16 protein-coding genes and 3 pseudogenes are annotated in these 23,202 nt (G+C 71.5%); 11 read left to right on the forward strand and 8 right to left on the reverse strand.

Annotated elements, in window-relative coordinates; all coding sequences use genetic code 11:
• A pseudogene (locus tag AB0I51_RS35405) lies at positions 1–131 on the forward strand (ABC transporter permease); the annotation flags it as partial.
• Positions 132–729: 598 nt separating this feature from the next.
• Here the strand turns inward: AB0I51_RS35405 and AB0I51_RS35410 are convergent.
• Positions 730–1,461, reverse strand: a pseudogene (locus AB0I51_RS35410) (transposase); the annotation flags it as partial.
• A gap of 129 nt (positions 1,462–1,590) precedes the next feature.
• Between AB0I51_RS35410 and AB0I51_RS35415 the strand changes: the two are divergent.
• Positions 1,591–1,995 carry a DUF5707 domain-containing protein gene (locus AB0I51_RS35415; RefSeq protein ID WP_362982541.1) on the forward strand — a complete coding sequence of 135 codons (405 nt, stop codon included), beginning with the start codon at positions 1,591–1,593 and terminating at the stop codon, positions 1,993–1,995.
• A gap of 100 nt (positions 1,996–2,095) precedes the next feature.
• Here AB0I51_RS35415 and AB0I51_RS35420 read toward each other — a convergent pair whose 3' ends face one another.
• On the reverse strand, positions 2,096–5,152 hold the full coding sequence (locus AB0I51_RS35420; RefSeq protein WP_362982383.1) for an FG-GAP-like repeat-containing protein: 3,057 nt from the start codon (positions 5,150–5,152) through the stop codon (positions 2,096–2,098).
• A 300-nt stretch (positions 5,153–5,452) separates the two neighbouring features.
• On the opposite strand from AB0I51_RS35420, the gene AB0I51_RS35425 reads away from it, so the two are divergent.
• The 5 genes and pseudogenes from AB0I51_RS35425 to AB0I51_RS35445 all read left to right on the forward strand — a co-directional run bounded on the left by AB0I51_RS35425 (position 5,453) and on the right by AB0I51_RS35445 (position 16,442).
• Positions 5,453–10,648, forward strand: coding sequence for a caspase family protein (locus AB0I51_RS35425; RefSeq protein WP_362982385.1), 5,196 nt, complete (start codon positions 5,453–5,455; stop codon positions 10,646–10,648).
• Complete coding sequence (locus AB0I51_RS35430; RefSeq protein WP_362982387.1) at positions 10,645–11,508, forward strand: hypothetical protein; 864 nt, start codon at positions 10,645–10,647, stop codon at positions 11,506–11,508. Before AB0I51_RS35425 ends, AB0I51_RS35430 begins: the two co-directional genes overlap by 4 nt.
• A gap of 18 nt (positions 11,509–11,526) precedes the next feature.
• Positions 11,527–11,973 (forward strand): DUF3052 domain-containing protein, encoded by a 447-nt coding sequence (locus AB0I51_RS35435; protein WP_362982389.1) that lies wholly within the window; start codon positions 11,527–11,529, stop codon positions 11,971–11,973.
• A 106-nt stretch (positions 11,974–12,079) separates the two neighbouring features.
• Positions 12,080–12,973, forward strand: a complete 894-nt coding sequence (locus AB0I51_RS35440; RefSeq protein WP_362982391.1) for a glycosyltransferase — start codon at positions 12,080–12,082, stop codon at positions 12,971–12,973.
• A 405-nt stretch (positions 12,974–13,378) separates the two neighbouring features.
• Positions 13,379–16,442: pseudogene (locus tag AB0I51_RS35445) on the forward strand (BTAD domain-containing putative transcriptional regulator).
• On the opposite strand, the gene AB0I51_RS35450 reads toward AB0I51_RS35445, so the two are convergent.
• On the reverse strand, positions 16,424–18,115 hold the full coding sequence (locus AB0I51_RS35450; RefSeq protein WP_362982393.1) for a bifunctional 3'-5' exonuclease/DNA polymerase: 1,692 nt from the start codon (positions 18,113–18,115) through the stop codon (positions 16,424–16,426). The pseudogene AB0I51_RS35445 and the gene AB0I51_RS35450 overlap by 19 nt on opposite strands.
• 244 nt (positions 18,116–18,359) lie before the next feature.
• Between AB0I51_RS35450 and AB0I51_RS35455 the strand changes: the two genes are divergently transcribed.
• Entirely contained in the window at positions 18,360–18,899 is a 540-nt protein-coding gene (locus tag AB0I51_RS35455) for a Uma2 family endonuclease (protein ID WP_362982395.1), read from the forward strand.
• A 10-nt stretch (positions 18,900–18,909) separates the two neighbouring features.
• On the opposite strand, the gene AB0I51_RS35460 is transcribed toward AB0I51_RS35455, so the two are convergent.
• Positions 18,910–19,626: a Clp protease N-terminal domain-containing protein gene (locus tag AB0I51_RS35460; protein ID WP_362982397.1), complete on the reverse strand. Its 717-nt coding sequence runs from the start codon at positions 19,624–19,626 to the stop codon at positions 18,910–18,912.
• Between the two features lie 240 nt (positions 19,627–19,866).
• Here AB0I51_RS35460 and AB0I51_RS35465 point away from each other — a divergent pair, with 240 nt between their 5' ends.
• Positions 19,867–20,982, forward strand: coding sequence for a DUF2786 domain-containing protein (locus tag AB0I51_RS35465; protein ID WP_362982399.1), 1,116 nt, complete (start codon positions 19,867–19,869; stop codon positions 20,980–20,982).
• A 6-nt stretch (positions 20,983–20,988) separates the two neighbouring features.
• Here AB0I51_RS35465 and AB0I51_RS35470 read toward each other — a convergent pair whose 3' ends face one another.
• The 4 genes from AB0I51_RS35470 to rpmB all read right to left on the reverse strand — a co-directional run bounded on the left by AB0I51_RS35470 (position 20,989) and on the right by rpmB (position 22,709).
• Positions 20,989–21,510 (reverse strand): DUF4232 domain-containing protein, encoded by a 522-nt coding sequence (locus AB0I51_RS35470; protein ID WP_362982401.1) that lies wholly within the window; start codon positions 21,508–21,510, stop codon positions 20,989–20,991.
• A 52-nt stretch (positions 21,511–21,562) separates the two neighbouring features.
• Entirely contained in the window at positions 21,563–22,093 is a 531-nt protein-coding gene (locus AB0I51_RS35475; RefSeq protein WP_362982403.1) for a hypothetical protein, read from the reverse strand.
• A gap of 74 nt (positions 22,094–22,167) precedes the next feature.
• On the reverse strand, positions 22,168–22,473 hold the full coding sequence (gene rpsN / locus AB0I51_RS35480) for a 30S ribosomal protein S14 (RefSeq protein WP_362982405.1): 306 nt from the start codon (positions 22,471–22,473) through the stop codon (positions 22,168–22,170).
• Positions 22,473–22,709 (reverse strand): 50S ribosomal protein L28, encoded by a 237-nt coding sequence (gene rpmB / locus AB0I51_RS35485; RefSeq protein ID WP_262063132.1) that lies wholly within the window; start codon positions 22,707–22,709, stop codon positions 22,473–22,475. Before rpmB ends, rpsN begins: the two co-directional genes overlap by 1 nt.
• 74 nt (positions 22,710–22,783) lie before the next feature.
• On the opposite strand from rpmB, the gene rpmG reads away from it, so the two are divergent.
• Positions 22,784–22,948, forward strand: coding sequence for a 50S ribosomal protein L33 (gene rpmG, locus AB0I51_RS35490; RefSeq protein ID WP_030361075.1), 165 nt, complete (start codon positions 22,784–22,786; stop codon positions 22,946–22,948).
• Between the two features lie 5 nt (positions 22,949–22,953).
• Positions 22,954–23,202 carry a type B 50S ribosomal protein L31 gene (locus tag AB0I51_RS35495; protein WP_362982408.1) on the forward strand — a complete coding sequence of 83 codons (249 nt, stop codon included), beginning with the start codon at positions 22,954–22,956 and terminating at the stop codon, positions 23,200–23,202.

A 23,202-nucleotide genomic window follows, 5' to 3' on the forward strand; every position in this document is an offset into this window, starting at 1 on the left:
CGGTCCTGGACATGAACCTCGCCCTCGGCGCCCCGCTCGCCGGAGCTCTCGTCGGCCTGCTCGCCGGTCTCTACCCGTCGCTGCGCGCCGCCCGGTTGGAACCGGTGGACGCGCTCCGGGCACCTTCCTAGAGAAAGACATGAATGAGGAGAACGTCCGTGGTCCTCAGCGGGATCACTCCCTCGGCGGCCGCCATGCGTGCGTCCTCGGCTGCCGAGGGGAGGGAGGCGAACAGCCTGCTTTGACATCGGAGGGCGGTCTTCGGCATTGCGCCGGGACCTGCCCTGGTTGTGTGTGCGCATTCCTCAGACGGCGAAACGTCAGGCGATACGCAGTCATCGCGGACGGGGCGTGCTGCACGCCGGTGCCGGTGCCGACGTCGTCGTTGACGCGGTGGATGGCTTGTAGAGGTCCCACAGCGACCTCCGATCGCCTCTCCCGTCCGGTCGAAAGCCGTTGGACAGCCGCCTTTGGACGGTGCGTCACGGGGTGGCACGGGTCAGCCTGTTGCATGAGCTCTGATCAGGCAGAACGTAACCGGGCAGCACGACAAGGCACTACGCACCATGATTGCTCATGCTCTCGTAATGCGTAGGTCTCGGGTTCGAATCCCGAAGGCGGCTCTGCGGAAGCCTCAGGACTCACTTGCCGTGACCTGGGGCTTTTGCTTTACCGGATACCACGGCAGGGGGGTGCTCTTATCTGTTCGGTCAAGGTCTGCGGGCTTGGTCAGGCGGCTTGTTCGTGTGTCGGCTGGTAGGCGGCGCGGTGTTTGAGCATGGCGTGCAGGACATCGATCCTGCGGCGGGTGAGGCAGATCAGGGCGGCGTTGTGGCGTTTGCCTTCGCCGCGTTTCCTGTCGTAGTAGGTGCGGGAGGCGGGGTCGTGCAGGGAGGCGAACGCGGACAGGAACATCGCGCGTTTCAGTTGCCGGTTGCCGCCTCTGGGCGCGTGTTCGTCGTGGATCGAGGTCCCCGACGACTTCGTGGTCGGGGCAAGGTCGGCGTAGGAGGCGAGGTGGGCGGCGGTGGGGAAGCTGGTTGCGTCGCCGACGGTGACCAGCAAGGTGGCGGCAGTCCTGACCGCGACCCCCGGAATCGAGGTCAGGACCGGGGAAAGAGGGTGAGCCTCCAGCAGCTGTCCGATCTGGGCTTCCAGGGCTCGTCGCTGTTCGTGGACGGCGGCGAGCGAACGGGCCAGGGAGGGGATGACGATGTCGAGGGTGCCGGTGCCCGGGACCACGACGTTCTGCTCGTCGAGCGCGTCGAAGACCTCGTCGATCAGCTGCTGGGCCATGCGCGGAGCCTTGGGTCTGATGAGCTCAACGAGCCTGCGGCGACCGGCCTTTCGCAAGCTGGCCGGGGATCCGTAACGTTCCAGCAGCCAGGTCACGGTGGTGTGGTCCAGGCGCGGGCCCAGGACGCGCTCCAGGCTGGGGTGGAACTGGGTGAGCAGGCCGCGGGCGCAGGTGAGCGGCCCGGCTCAGGCTGAAGGGGGATTACGGCCGAGCGCTTCTCCATCTCTGGTTCAAGGCGGCAACCGTCCTCCAGCCGGAGGACCGCGCCCCGCCCCGCTCCTAGGCTCGATCACATCGAGGGAAGCGGTCGACCACCGCCTCGCACACCATCCACGCCCACCGAGCCGACCCTCACGAACGGCTCCGCCCACTACACGGCCCCGACCGCGAGCGCCGCCGGCTCGTTCACCTACACCGTGGACGTCACCGACGACTCGGGCATCCGTGGCCTCAAGGTCATTGCGTGGCCCGCGAGTTCGAAGCTGAACCCGACCAAGGCGGACTTCCGGTACGTCGACTCCGCCAAGTGCAAGAGCACTTTGGCCGACACCTCGCGCTGCATCTACACCTTCAAGGTCACCAAGAAGGAGGTGGACGACGCGGCCAAGGGCACCTGGAACGTCTCGACGCTGGCCACGGCCAAGGACGGCGGCACGGCGTTCGTGTCCAAGGCCATCACCTTCGAGGTCGCGGGCTGACCCGGAGGCACGCACACACCGACAACGGCGCCTCGTCCCGATCGGGACGGGGCACCGTTGTCGTAGAAAAAAAGGAGAAGGAGAAGGAGAGGGACGGGCGTCAGAACAGGCCCTTGTACGTCTGCCAGCCCGTCGCCACCTTCACGCGCGGGCCGAACGAACCCTTGCCGTTGCCGGAGTTGCGCCACATGGTGCCCGCGGTGTCGCGGGAGACGAGGTCGGGCTTTCCGTCGCCGGTGAGGTCGCCCACGCCGATGACGGTGTTGTAGTCGGAGCCCCAATTGGACGCGAGCTTCACGCGGGGCTTGAAGCCGCCGTTGCCGTTGCCGTCGTAGCGCCACAGGGCGTTCGACTTGTCCTGGGCGAGGAGGTCGCCGCGGCCGTCACCGTTGAAGTCGCCGACGCCGACGATCTTCTTGTAGCCGTTCCAGCCGGTCGCGATGCGCACCCGCGCCGACAGCCTGCCCGTGCTGGTGCCCTTGTAGAGGAAGGCCTCGCCGGTGGAGGTCTTGCGGGCGATCAGGTCGGGCAGGCCGTCGCCGGTGAGGTCGCCGGGGGAGGTCAGGAGGTTGTACTGGTTCCAGCCGGTGCCCAGCGAGGTGTGCGGTGTGTTGGTGGTGAACGCCTGGCCGCGCAAGGTGCGGTAGACGCGCAGTTCACCGCTCGCAAAGCGGACGAGGACGTCGTTCTGGCGGTCGCCGTTCACGTCGCCGAACGGGACCAGGGTCACTGTCGAGGGCCAGCCGGAGGCCGGCATCGCGCCGGAGAGGCCGCCGGTGCCGTTGCCGGGGCGGTAGGCGACGACACCGTTCGAGGAGAGGGCGAGGATGTCGCCGATGCCGTCGGGCCCCCAGCTGGCGCGGTTGGTGAAGTCGCGGCGCACGGCGGCGCCGGTGGACACGGGCACCGTCTGTGAAATCGTCAGCGCGGCCCCCGAGCCGTCGGCGGGCGGGGCCGTCAGTTTGAGGGTGTAGGCGCCATTGGGCACGAGCGCGCCCGCCGTGTTGCGGAGGTCCCAGCGCGCGGTGAGCGTGCCGTCCACCTCTCCGCCGGTCAGCGTACGCACCACGGCGCCGGTGGCCTTGCTGGTGAGCGTGGCCGTCCAGGAGGCGGCGGGCCGGGAGAGCACCGCGCGGTACTGCCACCACGGGCTGCTGATCGTGTCGCCCCGGGTGACGTCGGACTCGGTGACGGCGAGCGGCTGTGGGGGGACTTGGCCGGGCACCAGATGGATACGGTGGTCCGCGTCGACGTAGGCCGCCGGTCCGCCGAACTTGTCCACGGTCCAAGTCACCCCGCGCAGACTGGAGTTGCCTGCTCCCGCCGCGAGCGTGCCGATCGTGCGGGTGGTCGCGGTGCCGTCGGCGAAGGCGGTGAGCCGGAGTTCCCCGGCGGCGGTGTCGTGCCGGACGAGGTAGCCGTCGCCGAGCAGCGCCTCGCCGGACGGGACGGTGATGTTCTTCTTCGCCGTGCGGTCCCAGACGCCGGCCGCGGCGGTCGGGCCGCAGGACCAGTAGATCCACCGGCCGACGACCTGCAACTCCTTGGCGGTGCACGGGGCGCCGGTGCTGACCGTGTCGGTCGTCCTGCCGGTCTTGAGGTCCTTCGCGGTGACCACGCCGTTGCCGGTGCCCGGGGTCCACAGCTTGGTGCCCCAGACGGAGGCGGCGGTGACGGAGCGGGTGACGACGGGCTTCAGGTCGCTGTAGACGCCGAGGTCGCCGACGTACTGCTTGGCGGGGGAGGAGCCGTTGACGATCACATAGCGGCCGGAGACGTCGAGGACCGTTCCGGCGGCGGAGGGCAGATAGAAGCCCACCGGGTCGGAGTCGATCGACTGGACGAGCGAACCGGAGGGGTCGCCGGCGCCGGCCGTCAACGTCACCGCGTGCCCCTCACCGGTGGTGTACGGGCCCGTCCCGCGCCCGTCCCACGTCTGCCAGACCGGTGTGCCCGGCGCGTAGGAGGTGCCGGTGATCGAGACCTGCCGGCTGTAGTAGGCGCCCAGGAAGCTGGTGTTGCGCTCGTCGGTGACCAGACTGCCGTTCTGCAGCGACAGCCGGTCGATCGTCGCCGCCACCGGCGGTATGTCCGTCACCTCCGTCAGCGTCGGCGCGTCCGCGCCCGTGTCGGTGACCTCGCGCACCGCCCAGTGCGCGGAGTCGGCGCCGCCCGCGACCAGCAGGCCGCCGTCCGGCGCCGGGACGACCGAGGTGTTCGCGTGCCGGAGCAGGGTGACCGCGTCGCCGCCCGCGAGGGGGACGGCCGTCAACTGCTTGCCGGAGGAGTCGATGTAGTCGTCCGACGTCACGGAGCGGGCGACCACCAGCCAGCGGCCGGCGATGCCCACGGTCGGGGTGCCCGTCGTGCCGGGCAGCGGCACGGTCGTCCCGGTGGCGGAGAGGTCGGCGCGGTCCAGGACGTGCGCGGTGGTGCCGCCCGTCACGTAGACCAGCCGGTCCGCGCTCAGCGCGACGGCCGTCGGAGCGACGGTCACGGCCACGTCGCCGACGACCTTCGCGGCGGCCAGGTCCACCACCGCCAGGTGGCGCTGGTCGTCCCCGGCCGCGTAACTGATGACGGCGGTGCCGCTGTCGCCGCCCAGGACCTGGAAGTTGGCGGTGACGCCGGCCGGCCAGCCCTCGACGAGCGTGCCGTCGGCGGGCGCGCCGTCGCCGTACAGGTACAGCAGACGACTGCCGTCGGCGGCCCGTGCCTGGGTCAGCACATGGGTGCCGTACGTCGCCCAGTACGCGCCATGGGTCAGGGCGACATCCGTGCTCGTACCGGAGGACATGTCCTTGAGGACGACCTTCGAGGTGGACGAGACGACCTCGGTCACGATGTCGGACGACGAACCGAGGTACGCCGGGAGCTCCAGGCGGGTGAGGGCGCCCAGCGCGGTGGTGTCACCGGTGCCGTACGACGTCCACAGATAGCCCGAACTGCCCTCCCGCGCATGCAGATAGCCGCTCGGACCGGCGGAGTACAGCCGGTCGCCGCGCGGCACGTAGCGGTCCGACTGGAAGACCTTCTCCGCCGTGACCGGGGAGCTCCCGGTCGCGCCGGCGGGGACGGACAGCGGGCCGGGGCCGGCGGTCACGACAAGGACCGCCAACGCGGCGACGAGGCCACGGGCGGTGGTACGACGGGCCAACGCGGCCTCCTGGACGAGGGCTGGGCGTGGCGGGACGGCGGTGGCCGGGTGCGCGTCGGCGGATTCCGTGACGTATCTGCGTATGTACAGCCCCCCGGCTGTCCCCCCATGCAAGATGCACAGGAGGCTAACAGCGGCCCCTGGATCATCGGGTGAACCCCGCGTCACTTCCTCATAACGGTGCACGGGACGAAGCTGCGGTTGTCCGAGCCGGGGTTTCCTGGTTCCCCGGTGCGGGGAGCGATGAGATGGCTACAGTCTTGCTCCCGGGACGGTGGTACGCGGCGGTGGGGCGGTTGGGTGGGGCGACGATTCTTCATTGCGCTGGGCAGCGGTCGGTACCAGAACCTTCCCGACGACGAGCAACTCGCCTTCGTGCCGGACGACATCAGGGCGGCCCGGGAACTGTTCACCGGGCTCGGCTATACAGCGGTACTGCCCGGACTCGGTGAGTACGAGGGCGCCGAACAGATCCGCCAGAAGCTGCGCCACTGGTTCGCCGACACCGCCCCCACAGGCGATGACGCGGTCGTCCTCTACTTCGCGGGCCACGGCGCCGTCGAAGACCGCGACCGGCACTACCTGTTCACCTGGGACTCCGACCCCGAGGACCTCGCCGCCACCGCGCTCGCCACCGAGGACCTGGTCCGCATCCTCGCCAAGGGGGACCTACGGCATCTGCTGCTGATCCTCGACACCTGCGCGGGCGGCGCGGGCAGCGCGGACGCGGCCACCGTCGCCCTGAACCGGCTGGCCCGCAACCCCACCGGTACGGGCTCCACCGGTCTGTGGTTCCTGGCCTCCGCCCGCCGCAAGGACACCGCCCTGGACGGCAAGTTCGTGCCGGTGTTCACGGAGGCGATCGCCACCACCGTGCAGCGCACGGGACAGCGGCAGCGGTACCTCGACCTGACCGCGCTCGTGCAGGCGGTCAACGAGCGGTTCGAGTCCGAAGGCAGCGGCCAGCGCGCCGAGTTGGCCAGCGGCCATGTCAACGGCCTCGCCCCCTTCCTGCCCAACGCCGGTTACCGCCCCGAACTCCCGCCCCTGGGCACCGACTTGGAGCGGCAGCGGCAGGTCGCGGGCCGTGATCTCGACGAACATTTCGGACCGCGTTCGCGCGGCGTCGAGTTCGAGTCCGAGCAGGGCCTGTACTTCAGTGGCCGAGGCAAGGTGCTCACCGGGCTCGTGGACTGGCTGACCGCAGAGGAGGGCGACGGCCGCGGACGCATCGTCACCGGCAGCCCCGGTTGCGGGAAGTCGGCGGTGCTCGGCCGGATCGTCGCGCTCTCCGACGTCCGCTACCGAGCGAAACTGAACCTCTCGGACGTGGACCCGGCGACCGTCGTACCGGAGGAGTGCGTTGCCGTCGCCGTGCACGCCCGGCACAAGCGGCTCGAAGAGGTGGTCGAGCGGATCGGGGAGGCCCTTGGCGCGCCCACCGACGGCGCGGCGGCCCTCCTCCAGGAACTTACCCGGCGCGGCCGTACGGGCCCGCCGGTGGTGATCGTCGTGGACGCCGTCGACGAGGCCGGATCGGACACCGCGGCCGACGCCGGCGGCCACGGCGAGCCCCGTCGGATCAGCCGCGAACTGCTGCGCCCCATGTCGGAGATCCGGGGCGTACGGCTCCTGGTCGGCACCCGCGACGAACTGGTCCGCGCCCTCGGCCCCACCTTCACCTGCGTGGACCTCGACCAGCCCGACTGTCGCGCGGACGTCACCGACGTGACCGGCTATGTCACCAGGGTGCTGCTCGCCGCCGAGGAACCCGACGTCCGCACCCCCTACCGCGGCCGGCCGGAACTGGCCCACACGGTCGCCGCCGCCGTCGCCGAGAAGGCCGACGGCGTCTACCTCTACGCCAGGACCACCGCGCGCACCCTGCGTTCTGACCACGAGCCCATCGACGTCGGAGTGCCCGGCTGGCGGGACAGACTGCCCAGCGAGATCGGCGGTGCCTTCGACGACTACCTCGCCCGCTTCGGCGAGGCCGAGGAGCGGGTACGACGCATGCTGCTCGCCCTCGCGTTCTCCGAGGGCAAGGGCCTGCCCCGCGGGCCGGTGTGGACAGAGCTGAGTTCGGTGATCGCCGGTGTCCCCTGCACCGAGGCCGACATCGCCTGGGCGCTGGACGTCGCCGGGGCGTACGTCGCCGAAGTGGTCGACGACGACCGGCGATCGGTCTACCGGCTCTACCACAAGGCGCTCGCCGAGCATCTGCGCGACACCGCCCCCCGCCAGGCGGAGGACATCCAGCGCTCGATCGTCGAGGCCCTCGTCTCGCTCGTCCCCGCCGGTCCGGACGGACTACCGGACTGGTTCGGGGCACCGCCGTACGTCGGTCAGCATCTCGCGACGCATGCTGCGGCGGCCGGGAGGCTGTCCTCCCTGATGGAGGACCCAGGCTTCCTGCTCGCCGCCGAACCCCTCGCCCTGCTCGGAGCGTTCGCCGCCGCTGAGGGCCCGGCGGCCCGGCGTATCAGGGGTGCCTACGAACAGGTCGCGCACCGCCTTGCCGCCGACCGCGCCCTCGGTGAACGGGCCGCCGACCTGCAACTGTCCGCCCGCCGTTGCGAGGCCAACGAACTCGCCGACCGCATCGGCCGGTTGGGCATCCCGATGCCCTGGTCGGCGAGTTGGGCCTGGTGGTCGACCAGCGGGGTGCACCGTCTGCTGAGCGGTCACACCAAGGCGATCGGGTGTACGGCCGTGGGCGTCCTGGACGGCCGCCCCATCGCCGTCACGGGAAGCCTCGACGGTACCGCCCGCATCTGGGACCTGGTCTCCCAGCGCCAGATCGGCGAGCCCCTGCGTGTCGGTATCGCGGTGAGCGCCATCGCCATCGGTGAACTGGGCGACTACACCGTCGCGTTGACCGGTGCCGAGGACGGCAGCGTGCGCGTCTGGGACCTGTCGGCGGGCCAGGAGTACGACCGTCCGCTCACCGGCCACACCAACCGCGTCGAGAGCATCGCTGTCGGCACCCTCGGCAGCCGCTCCGTCGTCCTCACGGCCAGCGCAGACGGAACGGCCCGTATCTGGGACCTCGATACACGGGAGCAGTTGGGACGGGAGTTGAGCGCCCACCGCCGGACGGTCAACGACGCGGCCTTCGGTGAACTCGACGGAAGACCGATCGCGGTCACCGGCGGGGACGACCAGGCGCTGTACGTATGGGATTTGAGCGATGTGGCGACCGGTGGGAACGCACGGCAGGACGGCAATCCGCTGCTGGGCACCGCGGCTTCTGTCGAATCGCTCGGCGTGGCGCGTCTCGACGGCCGTACGGTCGCGGTCGTCGGGGACGGCTATGGCCTGCTCAGCGTCTGGGACCTGCACGACCGGCGGCAGTCGGGGGAACCGGTGCCGGCGCACAGGTCCCTCTCAACCAGTGGGGTCTACTCCGTTGCCATCGGTGAGTTCGACGGCCAGGCGGTGGTGCTGACCAGCGGTGGCGAAGACGTACGTCTGTGGGACCTGGCCCGGCTCCAGCAGATCGGACAACCGCTGCGCGGGCACGTGGAGTACATCAGGGCCGCCGCGCTCGTCGACCGCGCGGGAGAAGCCCTGGCCGTGACCGTCAGCAACGACCGCACCGCGCGCATCTGGGACCTCACCACCGAGCAGCCGGAGGAGGGGCACATCCGCGAGGTGAGCGCGATGGCCTTCGTCGAGGTCGAGGGACGGCCCCTGCTGCTCACCGGTTCGTACGACCGTACGGCGCGGCTCTGGGACCTGCGCACCCGGGAACAGGCAGCGCCGTCGATGGAGGGCCATTCCGGTACGGTCGACGCGGTCGCGATCCACGCGGAGGACGGCCGGGTGATCGTCGCGACGGGCGGTGACGACACCACGGTCCGACTGTGGCGTCCCTTGTCGGACGAACCGGTCGGGCCGGTGCTGACCGGCCACACGAACGAGGTGACCTGTGTCGCCATCGGCGAATTGGACGGTGTCCTCGTCGTGGTCAGCGGCAGCGAGGACGGCACCGCCCGGCTGTGGGACATCCGCTCGGGGGAGCAGGTCGGGCCGCCGATCGTGGGGCTCGTCGGAGGCGTGCGGCACTTGGCGCTGCGGCAGTCGGGCAGACATCTGGAGATCGCCCTGGCCACGTCATCGGGGCACTGCTACTACCTGAAGGCATCCGCCCCGCAGGACAAAACCCATTTCGCCCTCGAGGACTACGCCCAGTCGGCCAGGGTCGCGGGGGTCGCCTTCCACCGGGGCCGTCCCTCGGTCCTCTGCTCGGTCGAGGGCAACGACGTGCATGTGCTGGACCTGTACGACAGGTCACTGGTGGCCGGGCCGTTCAGTGGTCACACCGCTTCGGTCCACTCCGCGGTCTTGGGGCGGGTGGGCGACAGGGATGTCGTGGCGACCTCGGACCTGGAGGATTCCGCCCGGCTCTGGGACCTCGACACGGGTACTGTGCTCGGGGAGCCGCTTCAGATGCGGGGCTCCTCCCTGTACGCGGCACCGTTGTTCGGCCGGATCGACAGCATTCCGGTGGTGCTGACAACCCACTCCCGGGTCCGGATCTGGGACTTCACCTCCCTCCATCCGCTGGGGGAGCCGCTGTGCGGCCGTAACTGGGGCATCCGGTCGGTCACCATCTCCGAGACCGCTGTCCATGGGGCGGTGCTCGCCACTGCGGACACGGACGGACTGATCCGCGTCCACTCTCTGGCGGACGGCCACCAGGTGGAGGATCAGATCCCGGCCGTCAAGGGCGTCGGCGACGGCATGACGACCGTACCCGGGCAGGGGGAGGGCGGCCCGTTGCTGGTCCGTGGTGGCTGGGCCAAGGCCGAGGTGTGGAACATGGCAAACCGGGAGCGCAGGACGGTCCGCTCCCAGCCTTCCGAGTGGCCTCGCGCGCACATCTTGGACGGCAGGAGCGTGGTGGTGTCGGTGGGGAGAGCGTACGAGCTCGATGCCTGGGACCTCGAGACCCAGGCCGCGGTCTGCCCGCCCATGAAGGGCCACACCTCCTACATCAACGAGGTGCGGACCTGGACCTTCGACGGAGCTGAACTCGCGGCCAGCGCCTCCGGTGACGGAACCGTGCGCCTGTGGGACCTGCGTACCGGCCTACCGTGGGCCGAGCCGCTGCCGCGCCACGAGCTGGGAGCCACCTCCCTCGAAATAGCCCGCCTCGACCAGGGAGACTTCGTGATCTCCGGGTCCGGCAAAGGGCGTCTCCACTTCTGGGACCTGGCCCAACGCCGCAGCGCGGAATGGGAGTTGGAATCCTTCTCGGCCCCTGTCACCGCGATCCGAGTGGCCCGGGTCAACGACGCCCCCACCCTGGTCGCCGGCGACAGCTACGGCCAGCTCCGCCTCTGGGACACCCGCTCACCCGGCTGGAACTTCTCCCTCGACATCGGCAGCGGCATCAGCGACATCGCCCTCGACGAGCACGGCCGGGTCTGCGTGGGCACCGACATGGGCGTGGTCGCTCTGCGACTCAACGAGGAGATGACCGCCCGATGACCCGCGTCGTCCTCGTCCACGGCATCGCCCAGCAGGTGAAGGGCCCTCAGTCGCTCCTCGACCACTGGTACCCCGCACTCCGCGACGGCCTGACCCTGGCGGACCGTCCCGTCGTCCCCGCCGAGGAGGTCTCCATGGCCTTCTACGGCGACCTGTTCCGCCCGAAGGGCCATCGCTCCGTGGGCGAGCCCGACCTCGACGCGTCCGATGTCGAAGTGGGTCTGGAAGAGGACCTGTTGCTCCAGTGGTGGGAGTCTGCGGCGGCCGTCGAGAGCCAGGTGACCGGTCCCGACGCACCAGTCAGGCTGCGGACCTCGCGGCGGGTCCAGCGGGCCCTGGACGCGCTCAGCCACTCCTCGTTCTTCGCGGCGCCGGCCGAGCGGATGATGATCTCCAGCGCCCGCCAGGTCCGCCGCTACTTCACGGAACCCGACATCCGCGCGGCTGTGGGCGAACGTCTCGTCAGGGCGGTCACGGACGACACCGAGGTGATCGTCGCGCACTCGCTGGGCTCGGTGGTCGCGTACGAGACGCTGTGTGCCCACCCGGAGTGGCGCGACCTCACGCTGGTCACACTCGGGTCGCCGCTGGCCGTTCGAGGGACTGTGTTCGACCGGCTGGTGCCGCCACCCCGGGACGGGCTGGCCCGCTGGCCCGCCCCGGTGAAGGCGTGGACCAATATCGCCGACCGGGGCGACGTGGTTGCGCTGGTGAAAGAACTCGCGTCGGCGTTCGGCAAGCGGGTCGACGACGTCGCCGTACACAATGGGGCGAAAGCCCACGACGTACACCCCTATCTCACGGCTCTCGAAACGGGCGAGGCCATCGGCAAGGCGCTCGCCGGGCCGGGCGGCGACTGAGGCTCCGGAGGTCAGAGCATGGTCAACTCCAGTGCGGCGGCAGGAGGTTACTCCGCCACCCCGCTCGCCAAGAAGATCGGCGTCAAGCCGGGGCATCAGGTCCGGCTGCGGCACGCGCCCGTCGAGTGGGACATCCCGGGGCTGCCCGACGACTGCGAGGTCTCCGACGGCGGGACGCGCGGCGCGGACGTCACCGTCGCCTTCTACCGGGAGTGGAAGGAACTGGACGCGGAGGGGATGGAACTCGTCCTCGGTCTCGCCGACACCGCCCTGCTGTGGATCGCCTGGCCGCGCAGGGCCGCGGGGCACGTCAGTGACATCACCGAGAACGGTCTGCGTGACCTCTTCCTCCCGCTCGGGGTGGTGGATGTGAAGGTCGCGGCGCTGGGGGAGGACTGGTCGGGGCTGAAGTTCGTGCGGCGGAGGGAAAACCGGCAAAGCCGCAACAAAGGTCCCGCAAAATGAACTTGAGTCGTAGGCACCCGCCGACGTAAGGCAACATCTTGGTGAACGGCGAGTGCTGCGCGATCAGGGCGCGGACATCGCCGGATGGCCGGATGGAGTGAGGGACGTGGTGGAGCCGAGGATCGCCGTCGCCGTGGTGACCATGGGAAACCGGCCCGCCGAGGTGGACGCGCTCCTCGAATCCGTGGCCAAACAGGACCTCCCGCCGACCCGCATCGTGATCGTCGGAAACGGCTGCCGGCTCCCGGAGTTCGCCGACCGGCTCTCCCTGCCCGGCGAGGTCACCACCATCGACGTCGACGAGAATCTCGGCTGCCCCGGCGGACGCAACGTCGGCCTGGCCCGGCTGCGCGAGTTCGGGGACGTGGACGTCGTAGTGGAACTCGACGACGACGGACTGCTCGTCGACGCGGACGTGCTGCGCCGGGTGCGGGACCTGTACGCGGCGGAACCGCGCCTCGGCATCGTCGGGTTCCGGATCGCCGACGAGCAAGGCGAGACCCAGCGGCGGCATGTGCCGCGGGTCGGCGCGGGGGACCCGATGCAGGGCGGATACGTCACCGGGTTCCTCGGCGGCGGGCACGCGCTGAGCATGGCGATGCTCGCGGAGACGGGGGACTGGCCGGCCGAGTTCTTCTTCGCGCACGAGGAGACCGACCTCGCCTGGCGGGCCGCCGACGCCGGCTGGCACATCCGCTACGCCCCCGAACTCCTCCTCCAGCACCCCAAGACCTCGCCCGCCCGGCACGCCATCTACTACCGCGTCACCGCCCGCAACCGGGTCTGGCTGGTCCGGCGCCGGCTGCCGCTCCCGCTGATCCCGGTGCACCTGGGCGTGTGGACGCTGCTCACCCTCGTACGGACGAGGTCGCTCGGCGGACTGCGGGCCTGGTTCGGCGGGTTCGTGGAGGGTGTGCGCGAACCGGCGGGGGAGCAGCGGGCCATGCGCTGGCGGACGGTGTGGCGGCTGACGCGGCTGGGCCGCCCGCCCGTGATCTGATCCGCGGTGCCGCAGACGTAAGGGACGAGGGCCCCGGTCGTTCACCTCCGCCGACCGGGGCCCTCTCGCGTCCCCGGACCCGGCCACGACGGCGACACTCCCCCGAGTTGCGCGTCGTACGCGCGCACCGTCGGGCCAGATCCGATGAAGTGATCACATCAGGTCGCGCCAACGAATCGCTAACATGTGGCCAACGGTGCGCCCGATGCTCCGGGGGCGGATGGCCTGAAGTCGCCGCGCGGCAGCGGGAGAGGGCGGGTACGGTAGCGGATCCCGGCCCTCGACGACCGGGACGGGCTGGCGGGAAACCGCCGGACACAGGGCGGAAATCCGCCAGGGACGGCGGAGCACTCCGCCGCGGAGCGCGGCCGCCGGGGCCGCGCGGAAGGGCGACGGGTCGGTGTGATGCGGTGCGAGCTGCGGTTCGGACTGCTGGGCACGACTGTCCTCTACGGCCGTGACGGCGACCTGGTGCGGCCCATCGGCGGCACCAAGGTGCGGGTCCTGCTCGCCGCGCTGCTCCTGGAACCCGGCCGGGTCGTCTCCGTCGACGCGCTCAAGGACGCCCTGTGGGGCGGCTCACCGCCGGCCTCCGCGCACGCCTCCCTGCACAACCACGTGACCCGGCTGCGCCGCCTCCTCGACGATCCCGAACGGTTGCGCGCGATCCCGCCGGGATACCAACTCCGCGTCGACGAGGGCGAGTTGGACGTCCATGTCTTCGAATCCCACGTCACCGCTGCCCGCGCTGCACACACCGCCCGGGACTGGCCCCGGACCGTCCGCGCCTGCACGGCGGCCCTCGCCCTGTGGCGCGGCACCCCGCTCAGCGGCCTGCCCGCCGAACTCGGCGGCTACGCCTTCGCCCAACGCCTCACCGAGGCCCGCCTCCTCGCCCTCGAATGGCGCTACGACGCCGAGCTCGCCCTCGGCGGCGCCCGACTCGGCGCACTGGTACCGGAGCTGGCCGCGCTGGTCGCCGACCATCCCCTCCGCGAGGGCTATCACCGGCAGCTGATGCTCGCCCTCCACCGCACCGGCCGCCAGCCCGAGGCCCTGGCCGTCCACCGCGACCTGCGCAACCGCCTGATCGAGGAGCTCGGCATCGAGCCGGGGGCGGGGGTGCGGGAGGCGCATGTGGAGGTGTTGCGGGGAGTGGCGCTCCGGGAAGGGAACCCGGGTCCGGTCGAGGCCGGTGCGGGCGTCGGCGCGGACCGGCCGGCGGACGTACCCGCCGCGGCCGGTGCGCCCGCCGCCCACTCGCCGCCGCCGCCCCACCCCGCCCAACTCCCGCCCCCGCCCGCGCACTTCACCGGCCGCGCGGACACCCTCGACGCCCTGCGCGACACCCTCGCGCGCCCCTCCGGGGAGCCCGGCTCGCACCCACTGGTCGTGATCAGCGGCATGGCCGGCGTGGGTAAGAGCGCCCTCGCGCTGCACACCGCCCATGAGCTGCGGGAACACTTTCCCGACGGGCAGTTGTACGTGAACCTGCACGGCGCCACCCCGGGCATGGCCCCCCTCACCGCCGGCCGGGCCCTCCACGCACTGCTCCGCGACCTCGGCGCCGAACCCCGGCACATCCCCGAACACCCGGACGCGGCAGCCGCGTTGCTCCGCTCCCTGCTGGCCCCCACCCGCACGCTGATGGTGTTGGACGACGCCGGGAACGCCGCCCAGGTACGGCCGTTGCTGCCGGGCGGCACCGGCTGCGCGGTGCTCGTCACCAGCCGTTCGCCGCTGACCGCCCTCGACGGCGCCCGCCGTTTCCCGCTCGCGCCGCTGTCCGGGGAGGACAGCGCGGCACTGCTGCGAGCGGTGTCCGGCCGGGACGGTCTCGACGCGGCCCACCCGCTCGTCGAACTCACCGGCCGCCTCCCGCTCGCCCTGCGCGTCGTCGCCGCCCGCCTCGCCGCGCGCCGGGCCCTCACCCCGGGCGTCCTCGCCGGTCAACTGGCCGCCGCGGAGAGCCGGTTGCACCATCTGGAGTACGACGACCTCAGCGTCCGCCGCTCCCTGGCGGTGGCCCACGACGCGCTCGCCGCCTCCGAACGCGAGACCGACCGCGACGCGGCCCTCGCCCTGCGCCACATCGGCACACTCGACCTCCCGGCCTACGGCGCCCCCCTGCTCGCCCGCCTCGCCGCCACCGACGAACGCCGCGCCGAGGCCGCCCTCGACCGCCTGGTCGACGTGGCCCTCCTGGAGGAGACGGCATACGGCCGTTACGCCCCCCACGACCTGGTCCGCGACTTCGCCCGCGAACTGGCGGCGGCCGGGCCGCGCAGTGACCTCGTCGAGGTCGCCCTCGCCTGGTATGCCGCCCTCGCCGAGCGCACACTCACCGCGATCGTCGAACCCGGCCTCGACCAGGACGACCGCCGTCGCCCGACCGCCGCCCAACTCCCCGGCCACGCTGCGGAGGTGGCGGCCACCGCTCCCTTCCGCGACTCCCAGGACGCCTTCGCCTGGGGCGACTTGGAGCTGGAGAACGTGGTGACGCTCGTCAACCGCCACGGCGACACCCCCGACCGGCGCAGAACCGCCCATGTCTCGACCCTCGTCCGGCTGCTCTTCCCGTACGTGCTGCGCGGTGGCCGGGTCGCCGAGATGGAGGTGCTCGGCCGGGCCGCCCTGGGCGCGGCGCGGCGACTCGGGGACGCGGCGGCGGAGGCGTACGCGCTGGGCGATCTCGCCGGGCTGCACTTCCTGACCGGCCGGCAGAGCGAGGCGCTGGGCCTCAACGATCAGGCGCTGGCGATCTGGTGGCGGCTCGACGCGACCTCCTGGATCCGGCGGTGCCTCAACAACCGCGGCCTCCTCCTCGAAGGCCTGGGCCGGCACGACGAGTCCGGGGTCGCGCTGCGCCAGAGCCTCGCGTACTCACGGCAGTTGGCCGACCCCTACGGCGAGGCCGTGACGTACAGCCATCTCGGCAACCTGTACGAGCACACCGATCCGCGCGCCGCCATCGAGCAGCACCGGCGTTCGCTGGCCATCGGCGTGGAGATCGGCGCGGTGATCGTGCAGCACTCCGCGCACTGCAACATCGGCTACGCCCACCTCACCCTCGGCGAACCGGCCGCCGCCGTACCGCACTTCGAGGAGAGCCTGCGCATCCTCGGCGACCTCGGCGACTGGCACGGCGAGTCGCAGACCCGGCTCGGACTGGTCCGGGCGCTGCGGCTGCTCGGCCGGACGGAGGCCGCCCGTGGTGAGTGCGCGGAACTGCTGCGCCGCGCGGACGCCCGCGCCGACCGTTACATGGGCGGTCTCGCCCGTCACCAACTCGGCCTGCTGCTACGGGAACAGGGGCGGGCGGAGGAGGCGTACGAGGAGTGGCGTACCGCCCTCGCCGCGCTCGACGGGACGGACGAGAAGGCCGTCGTCGAGGAGCTGGGTGAGCTGTTGGCACAGCGTGACGCGCGTTGACAGCCGTAGCCCGCGCCCCTATTTCGCGTCGGCGTAGCACTCGACGACCGCGACGGTGAACGGGAAGCGGACGGGTGTCTCGCCGAACGTCAGGCGTCCGGCCAGGTCGGCCGCCTCCCGTATCGCGGCGGACACGGTCTCGGCCTCCGCCTCCGGACAGTGCACGATCACCTCGTCGTGCTGGAAGAAGACCAGCTCGGCCGACAGTTCCGCACAGGACCTGCGGAGCGCGGCGAGCATCAGCAGGGCCCAGTCGGCGGCGCTGCCCTGGACGACGAAGTTGCGGGCGAAGCGGCCCCGGGCACGGGAGTAGGTGGAGGCGTAACCGGGCACCCAGCCCTGTTCGGCGGGGGTGGTGGCGGGTTCGTCCTGCGGGATGCCCGCCTCCTCCGCCGCGTCCTCGCCGCCGGCCACCGGTGGGCAGGTCCGCCCCAGCCAGGTCCGCACGAGCCGCCCCTCCTCACCGGCCCGCGCGGCCTCGTCGACGTACGCCACCGCCTTGGGGAACCGGCGTCTGAGCGCGGCGAGGTTCTTGAGGCCGTCGCCGGAGGTCTGGCCGTAGACCGCGCCGAGCACCGCGATCTTGGCCTGGTCGCGGTCGCCGGAGAAGGCGCGGTCGGACACGGACTGGTAGAGGTCGGTGGGGCGGCCGGCCACCTCCATCAGCCCGGGGTCGCGGGAGATCGCGGCGAGCACCCGCGGCTCCATCTGGTCGGCGTCGGCGACGACGAGCCGCCAGCCCGGGTCGGCGACCACCGCGCGCCGGATGATTTTGGGGATCTGCAACCCGCCCCCGCCGTTGGTGACCCAGCGTCCGGTGACGGTCCCGCCGGCCAGGAACTCGGGCCGGAACCGCCCGTCGCGCACCCAGTCCTGCAGCCAGGACCAGCCGTGGGCGACCCAGATCCGGTACAGCTTCTTGTACTCCAGCAGCGGCTTCACCGCCGGATGGTCGAGGGACTGGATCTCCCAGCGCCGGGTCGACCCGACCTTGACGCCTGCCTGTGCGAAGGCCTTGACGACGTCCGCGGGCAGATCGGGCCGCACCCGTCTCCCGAACGCGGCGGACACCTCGTCCGCCAGCTCGGCCAGCCGCCGCGGCTCACCCCCACCCGCATACCGCTCGCCCAGCAACTCGTGCAGCAGCTCCCGGTGCACGTCGGCGCTCCACGGCAGCCCCGCCCGGTTCATCTCGGCGGCGACCAGCATGCCCGCCGACTCGGAGGCGGTGAGCAGCCGCATCCGGTCGGGGTGCGCGGTGCTGTCGTGCCGCCGCTGCTGCTCGGCGTACACGGCGAGGAGGTCGGCGAGGGGCAGACGGACGCTCTGCGGCTCGAAGAGCGAGGACTGCGAGCCGGGTTCGGCGGCCCGCTGCGGCGGATCCGGCGGTACCGGTCCGCCGCGCAGCCGGGCCAGCGCGGCGGCGGCCGACCGCGGCTCGCCGTGCCGACCCTCGTGCCCGAGCAGGAGGGTCTCGGCGTCCTCCACGTCGTAGCACCGCTCCACCCGCACCCCCGCGGCGAGCAGCGCCGGATACACCTCGGCGGTGGACCGCCACACCCAGCGGCCCACGTCGGGCCGCCCGCGCACGGCCTCGACGAGATCCGGCTCCCACCGCACGGCCCCCGGCCCGGGCAGCCCGTCGGGACCGAGGGCGGCGACCTCCACGCCACCACCCTCGGCCGGAGCGAGAGCCCACCGCTCGGTCATGTTCGCGAGTGTGGCACGGAGGTCTGACAGCGGCCCCGACCTGCGCGGACCGCCTCGCGGGCGAAGCGGTGTCCGAGCGAAGAAACGTCACACGCACACTCGTACGAGTGGCGCATCACGAGATCGCGGGAGGGTGTCTCGCCTACGCTGGCAGTGTCGCTCCGTACGAAGGAGGTCCGCCGTGGCACTGACCGCCCCAGAGCGTCAACCGAGTCCTCGTCCGAGTCCGACGGAGGAGAGGCGCATGGACTCGTCGGTCGAGGCCGCCTTCGATGCGTTCGACGCTGCGGCCCCGGAGGGATGGCGCGTGGAGTTGATCGAAGGGGAGATCCACGTGGTGCCTCCGGCAAATGGGGAGCATGAAGAGATCGTGTCCGAGGTCACCGGGCAGGTCCGGGACCATCGAAAGGACTTCGGTCGCTACACCGGCATCGGTCTGCACGTCCCCGAAGCATCCGACACCGGCAAGGTGGTCCCCGATCTGGTGATCGCCCCGAAGGGCAGTTTCGCCGACGACCAGCGCTATCACGACCCCGCACCCGTGGTCCTCGTCGGCGAGGTGACCTCCGAGTCCACCGCCGCCAACGACCGGGGGCCGAAGCTCCGCGGTTACGCCCGCGCCGGTATCCCCTGCTACCTGCTGATCGACCGCGGGGCCGGGACGGTCATCGTCTACAGCGAGCCCTCCGCGGACCGCTACACGCGTGCCGCCGAGATCGAGATCTCCAAGACCGTGGCGCTGCCGGAGCCGCTCGGGTTCGACCTCGACACGAGCCGGTTCTGAGGTCGGCCCGTCAGCCCTGGAGCCGGTGCAGCATCTCGGCGATGTGCCGTTCGCTCGTGGGCTTGTCGATGCCCAGGCCGTTGAGCACGCCCTCGCCGTTCTCGTGCTCCAGCAGGGCGAGCAGGATGTGTTCGGTGCCGATGTAGTTGTGGCCCAGGCGCAGGGCCTCGCGGAAGGTGAGTTCCAGGACCTTCTTGGCGTCGGGGCCGTAGGGGACGAGGTCCGGGACCTCTTCGGCGGCCGGCGGCAGCGCCGCGGTGGCCGCCTGGCGTACGGCGTCCAGGAGGACCCCCTGTGCCGTGATCGCTCTGCCCGCGAGGGCGTCCGGTTCGGCGAGCAGACCGAGGACGAGGTGTTCGCGACGGCCCTCGGGGTTGCGGGCGGCGATGGCCTCGTTGTGGGCGGCCATCACCACGTTGCGGGCCCGGACGGTGTACCGGCTGAACCCCTGACTCAGGTCGAGGTCCGCGGACTCCTTGGCCACGAAGCGCTTCTGCGCGGCCTGCCGGGTGACCCCCATGCTCCTGCCGATGTCGGTCCAGGAGGCGCCCGAGCGCCGGGCCTGGTCCACGAAGTGGCCGATCAGGTGGTCGGCCACGTCGCCCAGGTGGTCGGCGGCGATGACCGCGTCCTGGAGCTGGTCGAGCGGGGCGGGGTGGACCTTCTTGATGGCCGCGATGAGGTCGTCGAGACGTACGGATGCGGTGACGTTCGGGTCGGTCGTCATGTGTCAACCGTAGGTTGACGGCATGCGAGTGTCAACCTCGGGTTGACATCAAAGGGGGGTGTGACCGCATCCCGCCGTCCGCGGCCACCTGTCCGCACCGCTTCCAACACCCTTGTCATGGACGGGAGTTGGTTGTCCACAGGGTGTGGATGAGCAGGCTTCCCCGACACCCGGGCGACGGACGGCCCGCGCCGCACCTCGACGTCCCCCCTCCCTGCCGCCCCATGACACGATCGACGGGTGAGCAGCACGACCGGCACCGTCGAGCGCGCCTTCGAGGCCGCCCTCTACTCCGACACCCAGGACGCCCTCGACACGGGCGCCTCGATCCTCGCCGCCGACCCCGCGGCCGACGCCGAACTCGACCGGCGGGGGCGGGAGTTCGTGGCGGCGGCCTGGCGGCGCGGGTGGCAGCCCGCGGATGTCGTACGGCTGGTGCGGCGGGAGTTGGAGGACGTACACGTAAGGCTGCTGGCGGAGCTGATTCGTGCGCAGGCGCCCGACGATCGGGCGCGCGGCCCGCGTTGGTCCGCGCAGTTGGACGAACTGGCCGCCACCGCGAAGCCCGTCCGCACCGATCGCTTCACGCATGCCACCACCGCGCTGGAGCTGTACCGGCTGCTGCTGCGGCTGCCGGGTCTCGAACCCCTGGACGAGCCGAAGCGGCGGCACGACAGCGGGCGGCCCGCCTCCCGCATGCTCACCCGGATCCGCGCGCTGCTCGCGAAGGCGGAGGCGACCGGGTTCCCGGAAGAGGCGGAGGCGTTGAGCGCCAAGGCGCAGGAGCTGATGGCGCGGCACAGCATCGACGAGGCGCTGCTCGACGCCCAGGCGCCGGCGAAGGACGCGCCCGGTGCGTGCCGGATCGGGGTCGAGGCGCCGTACGAGCAGGCGAAGGCGGTGCTGCTGGACGCGGTTGCCGGGGCGAACCACTGCCGGGCGGTGTGGAACGAGGCCTTCGGTTTCTCGACCGTCGTCGGGTTCGAAGGGGACCTGGAGGTGGTCGAGCTGCTGTACACCTCGCTGCTGGTGCAGGCCACGACCGCGATGACGAAGGCGGAGGCGGCCCAGCGCGCGGGCGGGCGGCGGCGGACCAAGACCTTCCGGCATTCCTTCCTCGCGGCCTACGCCCACCGCATCGGGACCCGGCTCACGGAAGCCGCTGGGACCCAGGTGACCGACGACCTGCTGCCCGTGCTCGCCACCCGCGAGGTCGCCGTCACCGGCCGGCTCGACGAGATGTTCCCGGAGACGACCACGACCCGGCTGCGCGGGGTCAGCGACGAGGCGGGCTGGACGCAGGGCGCCGAGGCGGCCGACCGGGCCCAGGTCGGGGCCCGGCCGCGGCTGGACTGAGGGGCGTCAGTCGCCGGCCTGGGTAAAGGCGCTGACCGAGGCGTCCGAGTCGCTCACGGAGGTCTTGCCCTGGACGGGGCCGTACGACCACTTGTAGCTCGCGCTGTCGTTGCTGCCGGGCAGGGTGATGACCAGCTTCGTGGCGGCCAGGCTCAGCTTGTCGCCCGCCTTGCCGCGCACATAGGTGACGGTGAAGGACGCCGCGTCGCCCTTGGCGAGCTTCAACTTCTGTGCCTTGGCGCCCTGTTGGGTGGCGAGGGCGACCTTGGTGCCGCCGCCCTCCAGGGAGGCGCCGGCGAAGCCGTCCAGGGTGCACGGCTTGCTCTGGTTGGTGAGCGAGACGGGGACCTCGCCCGTGTCGCCGGCGGACGGTGCGGTGCTGGCGGGACCGACCTGGACGGCGACTCCGTCGAAGGAGCAGGCCGAGCCGTTCTTGCTGTCGGAGGAGGACGAGCCGCCGCTGCCGCCGCACGCGGTCAGGAGGAGGGCCGACGCGACGGCGGTGACGGCGAGAGGAATGGTGCGCATGAGGGGATCATCCCGCACCGGACGCCGGTCCGCCGACACGACCGGGACGGGGCTACGACCCGAGGCCCGCCGTGGGCAGACCCGAGGGCAGCTTTCCGCCCTCCGCCTTGGTGTAGGTCTCCTTGCCGAGACTGCCCGACCAGGTGACCGAGAGGCCCGACTTGCTGACGGAGCCGACCATTCCGGTCGCCCGGGCCGTGCTCTTGTCCGTGCACTTGAGGTGGATCATCTGCATGCCCGCCTCCTTGCCGGCGGTCCCGCTGCAGATGCTCCCCCCGGTGGTGAAGAGGGCGGCCTGCGTGCCGGTGACCACCAGCGCCACGGCCTTGCCGTCGGTCGTCGCGAGCCAGCTGCCCTGCAGCTCGGCGGCGACGGCCGACGGGCTGCTGCCGGTGGAGCCCCCGGAGTCCGCGGAAGCGGTCGAGGTCGGGGCCGAGGTCGAGGTCGCGGACGCGCTCGGCGTGGACGAGGAGTCGTCCTTGGAGTCGCCGCCGCTGCACGCGGTCAGGACGAGTGCGCCCGCCAGACCGGCGGCGGCCGCCGCGATCCGTACCGTCGACACCGTCGAAATCGCCGTAGTCACTGGTAGCTCCCAAGCTGTAGCCGGACGGTCGTCCGGTCGGCCTTGGCCGGACGACCGCAGCAAGCTACCAGTGACTACCAGGAGGATTTGCGGACGCCGGGTAGGTATCCGCTGTGAGCCTGCCCGCGCAGGTTCACCCGGGACAGCCCGAACGCGCGGAAGTACCCGCGGGGGCGTCCGTCGACCTGGTCGCGGTTGCGGACCCGGGTGGCGCCGGCGTCACGCGGCTGGCTCCGCAACTCCCGCTGGGCGGCGGCCCGTTCGGCCTCGGTCGAGCCGGGCCGCCGGATGATCTCCTTCAGCTCGGCCCGCCGCGCCGCGTACCGCGCGACGATCCGCTGCCGCTGCTCGTTCTTCGCGATCTTGCTCTTCTTGGCCATCAGATCCTCACCCCGCGGGCACGGATCCGGGCCACGGCCGCCTCGACGCCGATCGCGTCGACGGTCCTGATCCCCTTGGTGCTCAGCCGCAGCCGTACGTAACGGCCCTCGCCGGGCAGCCAGTAGCGCTTGGACTGGATGTTCGGGTCGAAGCGGCGTGAGGTGCGCCGGTGGGAGTGGGAGATGCGGTTGCCGAAGCCGGGCTGTGCGCCGGTCAGCATGCAGTGGGCGGACACGGGTGACGTACCTCTCTTCCATCGCGGCCGAAGCCGATGGTGCTAATGGAATTCATTTTCAGTAAGGTACCAGCATGGCTCGCAACGAACTCCGCCCGGTCATCAAGCTCCGGTCCACCGCCGGCACCGGCTACACCTACGTGACCCGCAAGAACCGCCGCAACGACCCCGACCGCCTGACCCTGCGCAAGTACGACCCGGTCGCCGGCCGCCACGTCGACTTCCGAGAGGAGCGCTGACCGAGATGCGCCAGAACATCCACCCGTCCTACGGCCCCGTCGTCTTTCGGGACCGGGCCGCGAACCACGCCTTTCTCACCCGCTCGACGATGACGAGCACGAGGACGATCGAGTGGGAGGACGGGAACACCTACCCCGTCGTCGACGTCGAGATCTCGAACGTCAGCCACCCCTTCTACACCGGCACAGCCCGCGTCCTGGACACGGCCGGCCGCGTGGAGCGCTTCGAGCGCCGGTACGGGAAGCAGGACTGA

Source organism: Streptomyces sp. NPDC050549 (assembly GCF_040655035.1).
GTDB lineage: Bacteria > Actinomycetota > Actinomycetes > Streptomycetales > Streptomycetaceae > Streptomyces.